This window comes from Sphingomonas phyllosphaerae 5.2 (assembly GCF_000419605.1).
In the GTDB taxonomy this organism is placed as follows: domain Bacteria; phylum Pseudomonadota; class Alphaproteobacteria; order Sphingomonadales; family Sphingomonadaceae; genus Sphingomonas; species Sphingomonas phyllosphaerae_B.
In genome coordinates this window covers 2,862,219-2,877,418 of record NZ_ATTI01000001.1, presented here as the reverse complement: position 1 = coordinate 2,877,418, position 15,200 = coordinate 2,862,219, and the positions used below count along the sequence as shown (strand labels likewise).

Here is a 15,200-nt window from a genome sequence, read left to right as displayed (position 1 = left end):
CGCGGCGGGCATTCGAAGCCGGCAAGGAAGGTCAAGATGGTTGAGATCGCTACCCGGCCTTCGGTCGCCGTGCTGCTGCCGTGCTATAACGAGGAGGCCGCGATCGCGCAGACCGTGGCGGCGTTCCGCGCGGCGCTGCCGGAGGCGACCGTCTACGTCTACGATAACAACAGTCGCGACCGCACCGTCGCGGTGGCACGCGCCGCCGGGGCGGTGGTCCGCACCGAACGCATTCAGGGCAAGGGTGCAGTGGTGCGCCGCATGTTCGCCGACATCGACGCCGACATCTATGTCATGGCGGATGGTGATGCGACCTATGACGCCAGCGCCGCGCCCGCGATGGTGGCGCGGATGCGTGACGAACAGCTCGATATGGTGGTTGGCTGTCGCATCGGAGAAGCGGTCGCCGCCTATCGCCGCGGGCACCGCCTGGGCAATGCGCTGCTCACGGGCATGCTCACCCGGTTGTTCGGGCGTAGCTTCAGCGACATCCTGACCGGCTATCGCGTCTTCTCGCGCCGCTTCGTCAAAAGCTTCCCGGTGCTGTCGGTCGGGTTCGAGATCGAAACCGAAATCAGCGTCCATGCGCTGGAGCTCAAGATGCCGGTCGGCGAGATCGAGACGCCGTATTCCGCCCGTCCGGAAGGGTCTGAGTCCAAGCTGAGCACGTATCGCGATGGCTGGCGGATCGTGGGCACCATCGCCACGCTCTATCGCATCGAACGGCCCTTGTGGTTCTTCGGCGCGGTCGGCGGGCTCCTGGCCGTGCTCGCGGTGATTCTCGCCGTGCCGCTGGTGATGACGTACATGCAAACCGGGCTCGTGCCGCGCGTGCCCACCGCGATCCTCGTGACCGGGCTGGTGATCCTCGCTGCATTGTGCATTTTCGCGGGGCTGATTCTCGACACCGTCGTGCGCGGACGCCGCGAAGTCCGGCGGCTCGCGTATCTGGCGTATCCCGCGCCCCGCTGAGGCCGTTCGGCAGCGGCCATAATGGATTAGCGTGGCGGCAGCGGCCCGGCACGCCCTGCGGCATGGGGCCTAGCCGTCGTTATCCGGGGGCGCGCGCCCGCTGCGCCGAGGTGGCATCAGGCCCGTCAACTTGTGCGCGCCACCGCCGCAGCGCGGCGAAGGGGCTTGAACCGTTTCGCGGAAGCACCGATGTTGCGGGTCTTCCGAAAGCGCGAAAAGAGAGTTTTCCATGCACAATCCGTTCGACACCGGCGATTTCGCGGGCAAGCTGGCCAGCGCCGGGCTCGGTATGCAGCAGACGCAGGCCGGATTGGTGCCGATCGTGATCGAGCAGTCGAACCGCGGCGAGCGCTCGTTCGACATCTTCTCGCGCCTGTTGCGCGAACGGATCGTGTTCGTGACCGGCGGGGTCGAGGACGGCATGGCCAGCCTCATCACCGCGCAGCTGCTGTTCCTCGAGTCGGAAAATCCGAAGAAGGACATCTACATGTACATCAACTCGCCGGGCGGTGTCGTCACGGCGGGCATGGCGATCCACGACACGATGCAATATATCCGGCCGCGCGTCGGCACGGTCTGCATCGGGCAGGCGGCGTCGATGGGCAGCTTCCTGCTGGCGGCGGGCGAGCCGGGCATGCGCGTCGCGCTCACCAATGCGCGGATCATGATCCACCAGCCGTCGGGCGGCGCGCAGGGCATGGCGAGCGACATCGAGATCCAGGCCAAGGAAATCCTGCGTATCCGGCATCGCCTGAACGAGCTCTATGCCAAGTACACCGGCCGCTCGCTCGAGGAGATCGAGCGCGCGATGGACCGCGACAAGTTCCTGTCCACCGAGGAGGCGAAGGAATTCGGCCTGATCGACGAGGTGTTCGACAAGCGGCCGCAGCCGGCCGACGACAGCGCGACCACCGCGTAATGCCTCGCGCGGCGCGCGTGTCGATGACGCGCGCCGCGCTACCCAACCTTATCCCTTTTCCGTTAGCGGCATCACACCGGACCGCGGGCGTGCGGCTCTTGAAGCAGGTGGCCCGAGGCTCGATATGTCACGGGAAGGCGGTGCGAGGTGATTATGCGCCCGCGCGACGACGAACGGCGCTTTGTACGTTGTTGCTTAAGGGACGGTGCGTTAGCTTGCGCCGCGCACAGGGCGGGTCGAACGGCCTGCGACGAAGGATGGACTGAATGACGAAACTTAGTGGTGGCGATAGCAAGAGCACCCTCTATTGCTCGTTCTGCGGTAAGTCGCAGCACGAAGTGCGCAAGCTGATCGCCGGTCCGACCGTCTTCATCTGCGACGAATGTGTCGAACTGTGCAACGACATCATCCGCGAGGAGACGAAGTCGGCGCTGGTCGCGAAGAAGGACGGCGGCGTGCCGACTCCGCAGGAGATCTGCGACGTGCTCGACGACTACGTCATCGGGCAGAAGCAGGCCAAGCGCGTGCTGTCGGTGGCGGTGCACAATCACTACAAGCGGCTGAACCACGGCGCGAAGGGCGCAGACGTCGAGCTGGCGAAGAGCAACATCCTGCTCGTCGGGCCAACCGGCTGCGGCAAGACGTTGCTGGCGCAAACGCTGGCGCGTATCCTGGACGTGCCGTTCACGATGGCGGACGCCACGACGCTGACCGAGGCCGGCTATGTCGGCGAGGACGTCGAGAACATCATCCTCAAGCTGCTCCAGGCGTCGGATTACAACGTCGAGCGGGCGCAGCGCGGCATCGTCTACATCGACGAGATCGACAAGATCAGCCGCAAGGCGGAGAATCCGTCGATCACCCGCGACGTCTCCGGCGAGGGCGTGCAGCAGGCGCTGCTCAAGCTGATGGAAGGCACCACCGCCAGCGTTCCGCCGCAGGGCGGGCGCAAGCATCCGCAGCAGGAGTTCCTGCAGGTCGATACGACGAACATCCTGTTCATCTGCGGCGGCGCGTTCAGCGGGCTGGAGAAGATCATCGGCGACCGCCTGCAGGGCAAGTCGATCGGCTTCGGCGCCTATGTCGCGACTCCGGAGGAGCGTCGCACGGGTGAGGTGCTGCGCCAGACGGAGCCGGAGGATCTGCTGAAGTTCGGGCTCATCCCCGAGTTCGTCGGCCGTTTGCCGGTGATCGCGACGCTCGAGGATCTCGATATCCCGGCGCTGGTGAAGATCCTGTCCGAGCCGAAGAACGCGCTGGTCAAACAGTATCAGAAGTTGTTCGAGATGGAGGAGGTCAAGCTCGGCTTCACCGACGACGCGCTGACCACGGTCGCCAAGAAGGCGATTGAGCGCAAGACCGGGGCGCGCGGGCTGCGCTCGATCTTGGAGGCAATCCTGCTCGACACGATGTTCGACCTGCCCGGAATGGACTCCGTCGACGAAGTGATGATCGACAAGGACGTAGTCGAGGGCCGCAAGGACCCGGTGCGTGTCTATGCCGAGAAGAGCAAGAAGGCCGGCGAGGTCGCCTGACCCGCGGGTGACGTGAGGATCGGGGCGGGTGCGAGGCAAAAGGCTTCGCACCCGCCTTTTTCGTGACGGGCGCGGGTGGCCGGATACAGGCCATCGTTACGGGCACGGATCGTGTCCGGTCCTCATGCATTGGTTGGGAAAGGGAGCCCCGCCAGCCGCATGACCACCCGAGACGCCTTGCCACCCGCCGATGTGCGCCGTTCGCTGCTCCACCGGCTCGACCTGCCGTTGTGGACGCTGGCGATGCCGGCGCTGGGCATGGTGACGGTACTCCTGTCGCTTTATTCTTACGGGGCGGCGGGAACGATCGGCGCGACGATCGTGCTTTTTGGTTGCGTGCTGGCGGCTGTCCATCACGCCGAAGTCGTCGCGCACCGCGTCGGCGAACCGTTCGGCACGCTGGTGCTCGCGATCGCGGTCACCGTGATCGAGGTGTCGCTGATCGTCTCGCTGATGCTGTCCGATGCCGGTGATGCCTCGGCGCTGGCGCGCGATACGGTGTTCGCCGCGATCATGATCATCCTCAACGGCATCATCGGACTCTGCCTGCTGGTCGGCGGCGTGCGGCACGGCGAGCAGCGCTTCACGTTGCGCGGGGTCAGCGCCGCCTTGTGCACGCTTGCGGCACTGGCGGTGCTGACGCTGGTGCTGCCCAACTACACGCTGACCACGCCCGGCCCGTATTACGCCACCTCGCAACTGGTGCTGGTCGCGGTGGTCAGCCTGTTCCTCTACGGTATGTTCGTGATGGTGCAGACGCTGCGCCACCGTGAATATTTCATGCCCGAGGAGGCCGGCGACGACGCCCATGTCGCGATCCCGTCGCGGCAGACGACGATCGCGGCATTCTCCACCTTGCTGGTCGCGCTGGTTGCGGTCGTGCTGCTGGCCAAGGCATTGTCGCAGACGGTCGAGGAAGCGGTGCTCGGCGCAGGCCTGCCGCTCGCCGTCGTCGGGGTGGTGATCGCCGCTCTGGTGCTCGCGCCGGAGAGTTTGGCGGCGTATCGCGCCGCCGCACGCAACCGGATCCAGACCAGCCTCAATCTCGCGCTCGGCTCGGCGCTGGCGACGATCGGGCTGACGATCCCGGCTGTAGCGATCGTCAGCCTGGTGCTCGACCTGCCGCTGGCGCTCGGGCTCAGCGCGATGAAGATCATCCTGCTCGCGCTGTCGCTGTTCATCGCCACGATCTCGCTCGGCACCGGCCGCACCACGGTGTTGCAGGGCGCGGTGCACCTGGTGATCTTCGCGGTCTATCTCTTCACGACGGTGGTGCCGTGATCGGTCATCCGCGCTGCCGCGCCGCCAATGCCAGCCCGGCGGCGATCTGCGCCAGCGCGTAGAGCCGCCGCCGCCCCGGTCGGCCGACGAACGGCCGCACCGTCACTTCGGCGCCGAGCGCGTTTTCCTGCCACAAGCCGGTGTGGCGCTGCGGCTGCGTCAACCCGAGCAGTCCGTCGCCGATCATGAAGATCGCCGCCATCTCAGCGATCCGCGGGATCACTGGCGCGTGCGCTGTTCCCTCTGCCATGCCTGGTATTCCTCCACCGCTGCCGAACGGCGCAGGATGCGCGCCGCCGGATCGACCACCACGTGCGAACTTGCCGGCACGGTGATCGACGCGGTGCCCTCGGGCAGCTCGACCCGCCGGATCGCATCGTCGATCTTTAGCTCCACCGGCATCGGGAACGCGCGCTTGCCTTCCGTCATCCAGCGCAGCCGCAGCGTGTCGCCGTCGCGCGTCATCGTCAGTTCTGGCAACGCACGGTCGCGCAGATAGGTGTCGAAGAACCACGAAAGATCGCGGCCGCTCTCCGCGCGGACGATCGTCTGGAATTCGGCGGTCGAGCCGTAGCGGGGGCGGAAGTTACCGGGTGCGGGATCGCGCCGGCCATAGACGAGCCGCCGTACCGAGTCGAAGAACACCTGGTCGCCGACCAGCCAGCGCAGCGTGTGGAGCGTCCACGAACCCTTGTAATAGATGTCCGTGCCGGCACCGCCCTTCGCGGGTTCGTACACTTCTTCCTCGGTCAGCACGCGGTCGCGGACGATCGCGGCGCGGTTGGCGATCTGGTTGCGCTGCGCCTCCATCATCACTGCATAGCGCGCGTCGCCCTCGCGCCACTGTCCGTACAGCGGCTGCATGTAGCTGCCGAAGCCCTCATGCAGCCAGTAATCGTCCCAATTCGCGGCCGTCAGCTGATTGGCGAACCATTCGTGGCTGAACTCGTGGTGGAAGAGCCAGTCGAAGCCCTCGGGCGCCTTGGCGTAACCGTTGCCATAGGCGTTGATCGTCTGGTGCTCCATGCCCTTGTGCGGCGTCTCGACCACGCCGAGCTTCTCGTCGCCGAACGGGTAGGGGCCGATCACGCGTTCGAAGAAGTCGAGGGTCGGCGCGAACTCGTCGAACAGCGCGCGGGCCTTCTCGCTCTCGCCCGGCAAGTGCCAGTAACGGAGCGGGATCGTGTTCCCGAAGCGGCTCTGGTACGCGCCCTCGATCACTTCGTACGGCCCGATGTTGATCGCGATCGCATAGGTATTGGGGTGGCGCGCCTGCCAGTTCCAGACGGTGCGCCCGTCCGGCAGGGTGTCGACGCCGAGCAGCCGCCCGTTCGACGGCGCCTGCAATCCCGCCGGCGCGGTGATGTGCAATGTCGCCACCTCCGGCTCGCCGGTAGGAAAATCCAGGCACGGCCACAGCAGGTCGCAGCCATAACCTTCGGTGGTGCTCGCGATCCACGGGCGACCGTCGCGCGTGGTCGACCACACCATGCCGTCGTCCCAGGGCGCGTTGACCGCGACGTGCGGCGTGCCGTCATAAGCGATCGCGAGCGTGGCGCGTTTCCCCGCGGCGAGCGCCCGCGACACCACGATCCGTCCGTCCGGTCGCTCGAACCGGACCGCGGCGCCGTCCAGCGTCAGCGAACGCACCGCATAGTTCGAATCGAGATCGAGCGTCAGCGCCGCGACGTCGCGTCTCGCCTCCAGCACCAGCGTCGCCCGCGCCGTCATGCGCCGAGTAGCCGGATCGGGCGCGAACGACAGATCGGCGGATCGCAGCGCCAGATCGGCCTGCCCTGCGGGACGCACGCCGCCCGATAGCTGCGTCTGCGCGCTGATCGGCGGTTCGCCCTTGGCGGGCAGTTGCGCCGCGTTGATCGACGCCGGGACGGCGAGCGCCAGCATGAAGTTGATGCTGCGGCTCAATGCACCATATAGACGTCGATGGTCGCCCCCGATGGGCGGCTCCGGAGTTTTCATGACGTCCACTTTCCCCGTTCTGCCGCTTCGCGACATCGTCGTCTTTCCGCACATGATCGTGCCGTTGTTCGTCGGACGCGACAAGTCGGTCGCTGCGCTGGAAGCCGCGATGGCCGCCGACAAGGAGATATTCCTCGTCGCGCAGCTAGATCCGGCCGAGGATGATCCTGCGCGCGACGACCTGTACACGATGGGCGTCACCGCCACGGTGCTTCAGCTGCTGAAGCTGCCGGACGGCACGGTGCGCGTCTTGGTCGAGGGCAAGGGCCGCGCGACGCTCGAGACGCTGGTGGAGGAGGGCGATTATCTGACCGCCACGGTCGAGGCGGTCGCCGACGCCGAGGTCGAAGGGCCGGAGGCGGCGGCGCTGATGCGTTCGGTGGTCGATCAGTTCGAGAATTATGCCAAGCTCAACCGCAAGCTGCCCGCGGAGCTCGCCGCACAGCTCGGCGAGATCGAGGAATCGGGCCGGCTGTCCGATACGGTCGCCGGCAACATCCAGGTGAAGGTGGCAGAAAAGCAGGCGCTTCTGATGGAATCCGATCCGCTCAAGCGGCTCGAGATGGCTTATGCGCTGATGGAAGGCGAGCTCGGCGTCCTGCAGGTCGAGAAGAAGATCAAGAGCCGCGTCAAGCGCCAGATGGAGAAGACGCAGCGCGAATATTACCTCAACGAGCAGTTGAAGGCGATCCAGCGCGAGCTGGGCAACGAGGGTGAGGAAGGCGAGGGCGACGAACTCGCCGAGCTGACCCAGAAGATCGCCACGCTGAAGCTGTCGAAGGAAGCGCGCACCAAGGCGACCGCCGAGCTGAAGAAGCTCAAGACCATGGCGCCGATGAGCGCCGAGGCAACGGTGGTGCGCAACTATCTCGATGTGCTGCTTGGGCTGCCGTGGGGCAAGAAGAGCAAGATCAAGAAGGACATCGCCGCCGCGGAAGCGATCCTGAACGAGGATCATTACGCGCTGGAGAAGGTCAAGGACCGGATCGTCGAATATCTCGCCGTGCAGGCGCGCACCAACAAGCTGAAGGGGCCGATCCTGTGCCTCGTCGGGCCGCCGGGCGTCGGCAAGACGTCGCTCGGCAAGTCGATCGCGAAGGCGACCGGGCGCGAGTTCATCCGCCAGTCGCTGGGCGGCGTGCGTGACGAGGCCGAGATCCGCGGCCATCGTCGCACCTATATCGGCTCGTTGCCGGGCAAGGTCGTGACGAACCTGAAGAAGGCAGGTGCCAGCAACCCGCTGTTCCTGCTCGACGAAATCGACAAGCTCGGCCAAGATTTCCGCGGCGATCCGGCCTCGGCGTTGCTCGAGGTGCTCGATCCGGAGCAGAATGCGAAGTTCAACGACCATTATCTCGAGATCGACATCGATCTGTCCGACGTGATGTTCGTGTGCACCGCCAACACGCTGAACCTGCCGCAGCCGCTGCTCGATCGCATGGAGATCATCCGGCTGGAGGGCTATACCGAGGACGAGAAGGTCGAGATCGCCGAACGGCATCTTATCGCCAAGCAGATCGAGGCGCATGGCCTTAAGGATGGTGAGTTCACGCTTACCAACGATGGGCTGCGGGCGCTGATCCAGCGCTACACGCGCGAGGCCGGCGTGCGGACGCTGGAGCGCGAAGTGGCGAAGTTGTGCCGCAAGGCGCTGCGCCGCATTCTCGAGGGCAAGGCGGAGAGCGTGACGATCACGCCCGACAATCTCGGCGAGTTCGCGGGTGTGCAGAAGTACCGCCACGGCCTGTCCGAAACCGAGGATCAGATCGGCGCGGTCACCGGGCTGGCGTGGACCGAGGTCGGCGGTGAATTGCTGACGATCGAGAGCGTTACGGTGCCCGGCAAGGGGCAGGCGAAGGTGACGGGCAAGCTCGGCGACGTCATGAAGGAATCGGTGCAGGCCGCCTATTCGTTCGTCCAGGCACGCTCGCCGTCGTTCGGGATCAAGCCGAGCCTGTTCCACCGCAAGGACATCCACATCCATTTGCCCGAGGGTGCGGTGCCCAAGGACGGGCCGTCCGCGGGCATCGGTCTCGTCACCGCGATCGTCTCGACGCTGACCGGCGTCCCGGTACGTCGCGAGATCGCCATGACCGGCGAGGTGACGTTGCGCGGGCGTGTGCTGCCGATCGGCGGGTTGAAGGAGAAGCTGCTCGCCGCGCTGCGTGGCGGGATCGAGACCGTGTTGATCCCGAAGGAGAACGAGAAGGATCTGGCCGAGATCCCGCAGAACATCCTCGACGGGCTGAAGATCGTACCCGTTGCGCATGTCGACGAGGTGCTCCGGCTTGCGCTGGTCGAGCCGCTGGAGGCGATCGACTGGACCGAGGCCGACGAGCTCGCCGCGCTGCCGCCGGCACCGATCACGCCGGTCGGCGGCGAACTGCACCACTGATTTAGGCTAGCAACTCAACCGATTGTCACCGCCGTACCGTCCCATCGGTGCGGCGGTTTCGTTTGACTTGCAGCCGCTGTCACGCCTTTACTGGACGGATGCGGGTCTCCATCCGCGAATCCATTTCTTAGACGTAACGACAGCCAAACGAGGTTTTGCGGGATGAACAAGCAGGAACTGATCGCGCAGGTCGCGACAGCCGCCGGACTGGGGAAGAACGAGGCGAGCCGCGCGGTAGAGGCGGTGTTCGACACGATTTCGGGATGCCTCAAGAAGGGCGACGAGGTGCGGCTGGTCGGTTTCGGCACCTTCGCGGTCAGCAAGCGCAAGGCCTCCACCGGGCGCAACCCGCGCACCGGCGAACCGATGACGATCAAGGCGTCGAGCCAGCCGAAGTTCAAGGCCGGCAAGGTCCTGAAGGATTCGCTGAACTGACGAGAAATCCCTCTGGACAGGGCAGAAGCGCTTGCGTAGATGCGCCGCTCCGCCATCGGATGGGCGCGTAGCTCAGCGGTAGAGCACACCCTTCACACGGGTGGGGTCACAGGTTCAATCCCTGTCGCGCCCACCATCCGGATAACGAAAAGCCCCGCCAGTCGCGTAGACCGGCGGGGCTTTTCGTTTGTCCCGCATCGGCACGGTGTCATCGAACCGCAACACCTGTGTCATCTCGGCGTCTCCGAACTTCCATGGAGTTGTCACTCCCGGTCCCTAGCCGCGCTCTGGACGGAACGAGCGGGCAGTCGTGCCCGACTCGTCTCGGGGCTCAGGGGATCGAGCCCAAATCAATCAAGGGAGTGAGTCATGGTCAGCTTCAGCCGCCGCAGCCAAATTCTGCTGGCATCCAGTGCCGCGTTCCTCTTGGCGTCATGCGGTGCTGACGACGTCGCTTCGCCGGGCGCGGGCAGCATTCCGATCACGATCAACCAGCCCGCACCCACCCCGACCCCGACCGGCACTGCCACGCCGACCGCCCTTACGGCGGCGCAGTTTGCGCTGGCTACGACGCAGTCCGGCGTCACGATCACCGCCGACGAGCAACTCGCGTTGGTGAACACCGGTCAGAACAACAATCTCAACGGCTTCGGCACGACGTTGAACGGCGTCTATCCGGTGAACGGCACCTCGCTCACCACCGCCAGCAACCCGCAGACGGTGCTGGGCAACACCGGCTTCATCCAGAACACGAGCTTCGTTGGCGCGCTGAGCGGTCCCAACGACAATGCTTTCTCCGGCTGGACCTGCAATTCGTCGAGCGCAACGTTCCTGAATAGCGGATCGTGCACCGCCGTTCCTTCAATCGGCGCCGGTACTCCGGCCGCTTCTTGCCCGACCGGGCTGAATGACGACGGTACGAACGAAGTGCGCAACAGCGCGGGCGCCGTCACGACCGCAGCGACGTTCCGCTATTGTCGCCTGCCGTCGGTCATCAGCGCTGACCTGACACTCGCGAAGATCCCGGGGCTGGTCTACCGCTTCCGTGGCCTCACCGAGGTTGGTGTCGATGGCACGAGCGACGCGACCCTGACGATCCAGCCGGGCGTCGTGCTGGCCGCCGACTCCACGGAAACCTCGAACGACGTGGTGCTCGTCAATCGCGGCAGCAAGATCAACGCGGTCGGCACCGCCGATGCGCCGATCATCTTCACCGCCCAGCAGAATCTTGTGAACAACGGCGTCTCGGACTCGTCGCAGGGCCTTTGGGGCGGTGTGATCCTGCTCGGCCGCGCGCCGACCGCGGTCTGCGCCACCGGCACTGGTCCCAACACCGCCGACGGCGCTTCCACGGGTGCGACCACCCCCTGCCAGCAGCAGATCGAGGGTGTAAGCGGGCGCCAGTACGGCGGCACCAACGCTGCGGACAGCTCGGGTACGATGCAGTACGTCCAGATACGCTACACCGGTATCGCGATCAGCGAAGGCAACGAGCTGCAGGGTCTCACGCTCGGCGGCACGGGCTCGGGCACCACGATCGACCATGTGCAGAGCCACAACTCGGCCGACGATGGCATCGAAATCTTCGGCGGCGCCACCAACCTGCGGTATTTCGTGGTCACCGGCGCGGATGACGACGGCTTTGACGTCGATAACGGCTGGCGCGGGTTCATGCAGTTCATCATCGCCGCGCAGAAGGCCGGTGGCTCGACCGCAGACTCGTTCGCGACCGAGATCGACTCGAACGGCGCAGAGGATCTGCTCCCGCGCACATACGGGCGCTACGCCAACTTCACGTTCGTCCAGACCGCGTCCGCCCCGGCTGCGATCCGTCTCCGCGGCGGTGCGGACTTCGCCTTCGTGAACGGCATCGTAAAGACCGCGGCGAACCAGGCTTGCGTCAACATCATCGCAGGTGCCGGTACCGGTGCGGATCGTACGACGATCCGCCCCGCGAACAGCGCGCTGCAGGACGTTGGCCCGCCGACCTTCAACTCGATCTACTTCCAGTGCCAGGGCCGCTGAGGCGCGCTTAGCCCCTCGTGATGCTCGGCGGAGCCCGGGGAGCGCCTGACCGCGCCACCCGGGCCCGCTTTTTAGAACCAGACTGGAAACCGACCATGCGCCAGCGCACCCTTGCCTCGCTCCTTCTCCTGACGACCACGCTGGTCGCCCCCGCGGCGCTGGCGCAGGTCGCACCCGCTTCGTCGGCACCCGCCGGCCCACCGCAGACCAGCACCACCACGACCGGGCAGGACGCCGCGCCGCAGCAGGAGCAGCAGGCGAGCGACGCTGCCGTACCGGGCGGCGCTGACGATCAAGCCGAGATTTCGGCGCCGGGCGTCGACGCCAGCACCGCGGGCGACATCGTCGTGGTCGGTCGCAACATCCCCAACGCGGTCCGCGCCACCGCGCAGGTCGTCAACGTCCTGTCCTCGGCGGATATCGCGCGAACCGGCGAAGGCGATATCGCCGGCGCGCTGACCCGCGTCACCGGGCTCTCGGTCGTCGGCAATGGCTACGTGTTCGTCCGTGGCCTTGGCGATCGCTATTCGTCAGCGCTGCTCAACGGGTCGCCTCTGCCAAGCCCAGAGCCGCTGCGCCGCACTGTTCCGCTCGACATCTTCCCGACCACCGTGGTCGGCTCGGCGCTGGTGCAGAAGACCTATTCCGTGAACTACCCCGGCGAATTCGGCGGCGGCGTCATCAACCTGACCACGAAGGCGATCCCGGACGAGAACTTCTTCACTGTCGGGGCGTCGGGAGGGCTCGATACCGAGTCTACCGGCAAGCTCGGCTACACCTACTTCGGTTCCAAGACAGACTGGCTCGGCTACGATGGCGGCGAGCGGAACGTTCCCGATTTCATCAAGCAGGCGCCGACCGGTTCCGGCGTGATCCCGGGCGCGCAGGTGCTGCAGCTGTCGAACGCACGCACTACCCTGCTACAGCGCAACGGCGACACGCCCGCCAATTATTCGGGCAGCATGGATCTCGGCGTGACCGGCGACCTCGGCTCGACCCGTGTCGGCCTGATCGGCAGCGTCGGCGTGTCGAACACCTGGCGCACGCGCGACGCGACCCAGCAGGATACCGTCAGCGACGACGGCACGCTGCGCAACGATTTCCATACGGTCATCACCGACAATCGCGCGGTTGTGAACGGCCTGCTCGGCTTTGGCGCTGAATTCGGCGAAAACCGCGTGCGCTGGACCAACGTCTACATCCACGACACACTCAAGCAGGGGCGCGCCTCGGCGGCGACCGTCTATAATAACTCAAGCGGCAACCCGCTATTCCAGCAGAACACCAGCTGGTTCGAGCGAAAGTTGATCGAAACGCAGTTGGTTGGTGAGTTCAAGCCAGTCCAGGATCTGTCGATTGACGTGCGCGGCGCCTACGCCAATTCCCAGCGCAACTCGCCATACGAACGTCAATTCATCTATTTGTGCAACACGTCGCTCAATGCCGATATCTCTGCTGCGCCTGCCAGCGACACCGGCCTTAGCTGCCCTGGGGTGTGGCAAGCGACCAACGCGTTCGATCGCTTTGCGACTGTGGTGTTCAGCGAGTTGAACGAAAACCTTTATTCAGGCCAGGCTGACGTCGCCTACAAGCTGCCGGGCGAGCGTCCGATGACCTTGTCGGCGGGCTATTACTACTCGCAGAACGATCGTACTTCGACCCGCCTGCCGTTTACATACCAGACGGTAACCGGCGGCGCGATCCCGTTCCCCTGCAACCTCCTCCGTCCCGATTACCTGCTGTCGCCCGACGTGGTGAACGGCTGCCCGGTCCCCGGCTCGGGCAATCCGAGCGATACCGCGGTGCAGATGCGCTTCGACGCCGGTCAGAACGGCTCGTACGCCTATGACGCGCTGCTGCGTGTCCACGCCGGCTACGTGCAGGCCGAGGCCGAGGCATTCGACGGGGTGCGCGCCATCATCGGCGTTCGCTACGAGACCGCGACGCAGCGCGTCACGCCGGTCAATGCCACGGGCACGCGTCTCAAGAACGACTATTTCCTGCCGGCCGCGACGCTGACGTGGAATTTCGCGCAGGACATGCAGCTCCGCCTCGCCGCCTCCAAGACACTCGCCCGCCCGCAGTTCCGCGAGCTGGCACCACAGGCGTTCCGCGATTTCGAATCGGATCGCCTCTTCTTCGGCAACCCGCGGCTGAAGGATTCCCAGCTCTACAATCTCGAGGCGCGTTACGAGTGGTTCTTCGCGCGCGATCAGCGCATCACGCTGGCCGGCTTCTACAAGCGGATCGACAATCCGATCGAGCAGGTCGGGTTCTTCCCGACGCCGGACGCGCGGCTCCAGACCGGCTTCACCAACCTGCCACGTGCCAAGCTGTACGGCGTCGAGGTCGAGGCGCAGAAGTATATCCCGCTCGACTTCATTTCCGGTGGCATGGCGGGCAAGCGTGCGGTCGTGATCGCCAATTACACCTGGACCCACTCGGCGCTCACCGCCGATCGCACGTGCGTCGCGGGCGTTCTGGAAGGAACGACGCTTGGCGGGTGCCAGGCGAACTTCGCGCCGGCCGCCAGCCTGTTCCGTGATGGCGCGCCGCTCACCGGGCAGTCCGACCATCTCGTAAACCTGCAACTCGGCTTCGAGGACAAGGACAACGGCACCCAGGCGACGCTGCTGTTCAATTATGCAAGCGAGCGCGTGACGAACCGTGGTCCGTCGCTGCTGGGCGGTGTGGGCTTCCAGCCGGATATCACCGAGAAGCCGGGTATCCGCCTGGATTTCGTCGCGCGCCAGACCGTCGACGTCAGCGGCAAGAAGGTCGAGATCAAGGCCGAGATGCGCAACCTGACCGGCACGCGCTATCAGGAGTTCCAGACCTTCGAAAACGGCAACCGCGTCGACATCAATAATTATCGCCTCGGGCGGATGTTCACGCTCGGCGCGAACGTTAGCTTCTGATCCCGCCGCCAGCGCTGCACTTCTCCTTGCCGGAAGGTGCAGCGCCGGCCGATCAGCCCCAGGGGCGCTCGCGGTACCATTTGGTGACGATGTATTTCGTGCCCGCGCGCACCTTCATGCCGTGGTGAATCGTCGCCGGGTTCAGCGCGCCGTCCGCGCGCCGATTGTTCCAGCACACCAGCTTGCCACGCTCCGGCTGGATCGTCTTGTCGACGGCCTTGAAGCGGGTCGCGCCGCCCGCCTCGGGCGCGTTCAGATAGATCATCGCCGTCCAGGTGCGGTTGCCGGCGAGTCCGCAATAGCGCGCGAAGTCGGCGCCGTTCGGCTCGAAATAATCGGTATGCGCCTTGAACTCCTGACCCACGGCGTAACGCTGTCCCTGCACGGGCTCGCCGTGTCGCGGGTCGAGCCCAGTCGCCGCCGCCAGCGCGGCGTCCAGCGCAGCCACCACCGGCTCGCCCGCGGGCAGGTCGCACGTCTCGCTCGTGCGGAACGCCGTGTCGCCGTTCGGGTCGGCGATCGTGGAAGGTCGGCGCCCGTCGTCGATCAACTCGATCAGCCGGGCACAGGCGGCGCCGTCCAGGAAATCGCGCTTGATGAACAGGGTGAGCTTAGGGCTCGGCAAGCGCTGGATACCCGGCAGCGCGGCGAGACGGGCGGCGATCGGATCGGTGACCATGCGCGGCTTTTGCCACAGGCCGGCAACGACGCCCAAGCGCAGAAATATTACACAAACACGC

The 15,200-nt window shown here is 65.7% G+C and carries 11 protein-coding genes and 1 tRNA gene; 9 read left to right on the top strand and 3 right to left on the bottom strand.

What is annotated here, in order from left to right:
- Window positions 1-36: 36 nt before the first annotated feature.
- The 4 genes from SPHPHY_RS0113595 to SPHPHY_RS0113580 all read left to right on the top strand — a co-directional run bounded on the left by SPHPHY_RS0113595 (window position 37) and on the right by SPHPHY_RS0113580 (window position 4,707).
- Window positions 37-972 (top strand): glycosyltransferase family 2 protein, encoded by a 936-nt coding sequence (locus SPHPHY_RS0113595; protein ID WP_022687235.1) that lies wholly within the window; start codon window positions 37-39, stop codon window positions 970-972.
- Between the two features lie 229 nt (window positions 973-1,201).
- Window positions 1,202-1,891 (top strand): ATP-dependent Clp endopeptidase proteolytic subunit ClpP, encoded by a 690-nt coding sequence (gene clpP / locus SPHPHY_RS0113590; RefSeq protein ID WP_022687234.1) that lies wholly within the window; start codon window positions 1,202-1,204, stop codon window positions 1,889-1,891.
- A gap of 266 nt (window positions 1,892-2,157) precedes the next feature.
- The gene (gene clpX, locus SPHPHY_RS0113585; RefSeq protein WP_022687233.1) at window positions 2,158-3,426 is read left to right on the top strand and encodes an ATP-dependent Clp protease ATP-binding subunit ClpX; all 1,269 of its coding nucleotides are present in this window, start codon (window positions 2,158-2,160) and stop codon (window positions 3,424-3,426) included.
- 159 nt (window positions 3,427-3,585) lie between these two features.
- Window positions 3,586-4,707 (top strand): calcium:proton antiporter, encoded by a 1,122-nt coding sequence (locus SPHPHY_RS0113580; protein ID WP_051148321.1) that lies wholly within the window; start codon window positions 3,586-3,588, stop codon window positions 4,705-4,707.
- 4 nt (window positions 4,708-4,711) lie between these two features.
- Here SPHPHY_RS0113580 and SPHPHY_RS0113575 read toward each other — a convergent pair whose 3' ends face one another.
- The gene (locus tag SPHPHY_RS0113575) at window positions 4,712-4,957 is read right to left on the bottom strand and encodes a hypothetical protein (RefSeq protein WP_028056906.1); all 246 of its coding nucleotides are present in this window, start codon (window positions 4,955-4,957) and stop codon (window positions 4,712-4,714) included.
- A complete protein-coding gene (locus tag SPHPHY_RS0113570) occupies window positions 4,927-6,612 on the bottom strand; it encodes a M1 family metallopeptidase (RefSeq protein WP_043131221.1) in 1,686 nt (561 codons plus the stop codon). The genes SPHPHY_RS0113575 and SPHPHY_RS0113570 overlap by 31 nt, the downstream gene beginning before the upstream one ends.
- A 73-nt stretch (window positions 6,613-6,685) precedes the next feature.
- On the opposite strand from SPHPHY_RS0113570, the gene lon reads away from it, so the two are divergent.
- From lon to SPHPHY_RS0113545, 5 genes are all read left to right on the top strand, one after another.
- Window positions 6,686-9,082 carry an endopeptidase La gene (gene lon, locus SPHPHY_RS0113565; RefSeq protein WP_022687229.1) on the top strand — a complete coding sequence of 799 codons (2,397 nt, stop codon included), beginning with the start codon at window positions 6,686-6,688 and terminating at the stop codon, window positions 9,080-9,082.
- 162 nt (window positions 9,083-9,244) lie between these two features.
- Window positions 9,245-9,517 carry an HU family DNA-binding protein gene (locus SPHPHY_RS0113560; protein ID WP_022687228.1) on the top strand — a complete coding sequence of 91 codons (273 nt, stop codon included), beginning with the start codon at window positions 9,245-9,247 and terminating at the stop codon, window positions 9,515-9,517.
- A 61-nt stretch (window positions 9,518-9,578) separates the two neighbouring features.
- A tRNA-Val gene (locus tag SPHPHY_RS0113555) sits at window positions 9,579-9,653 on the top strand.
- 233 nt (window positions 9,654-9,886) lie between these two features.
- Window positions 9,887-11,542, top strand: a complete 1,656-nt coding sequence (locus SPHPHY_RS0113550; protein ID WP_022687227.1) for a hypothetical protein — start codon at window positions 9,887-9,889, stop codon at window positions 11,540-11,542.
- Window positions 11,543-11,637: 95 nt separating this feature from the next.
- On the top strand, window positions 11,638-14,460 hold the full coding sequence (locus SPHPHY_RS0113545; RefSeq protein ID WP_022687226.1) for a TonB-dependent receptor domain-containing protein: 2,823 nt from the start codon (window positions 11,638-11,640) through the stop codon (window positions 14,458-14,460).
- Between the two features lie 52 nt (window positions 14,461-14,512).
- Here SPHPHY_RS0113545 and SPHPHY_RS0113540 read toward each other — a convergent pair whose 3' ends face one another.
- Window positions 14,513-15,139, bottom strand: a complete 627-nt coding sequence (locus SPHPHY_RS0113540) for a prolyl hydroxylase family protein (RefSeq protein WP_028056904.1) — start codon at window positions 15,137-15,139, stop codon at window positions 14,513-14,515.
- Window positions 15,140-15,200: the final 61 nt, after the last annotated feature.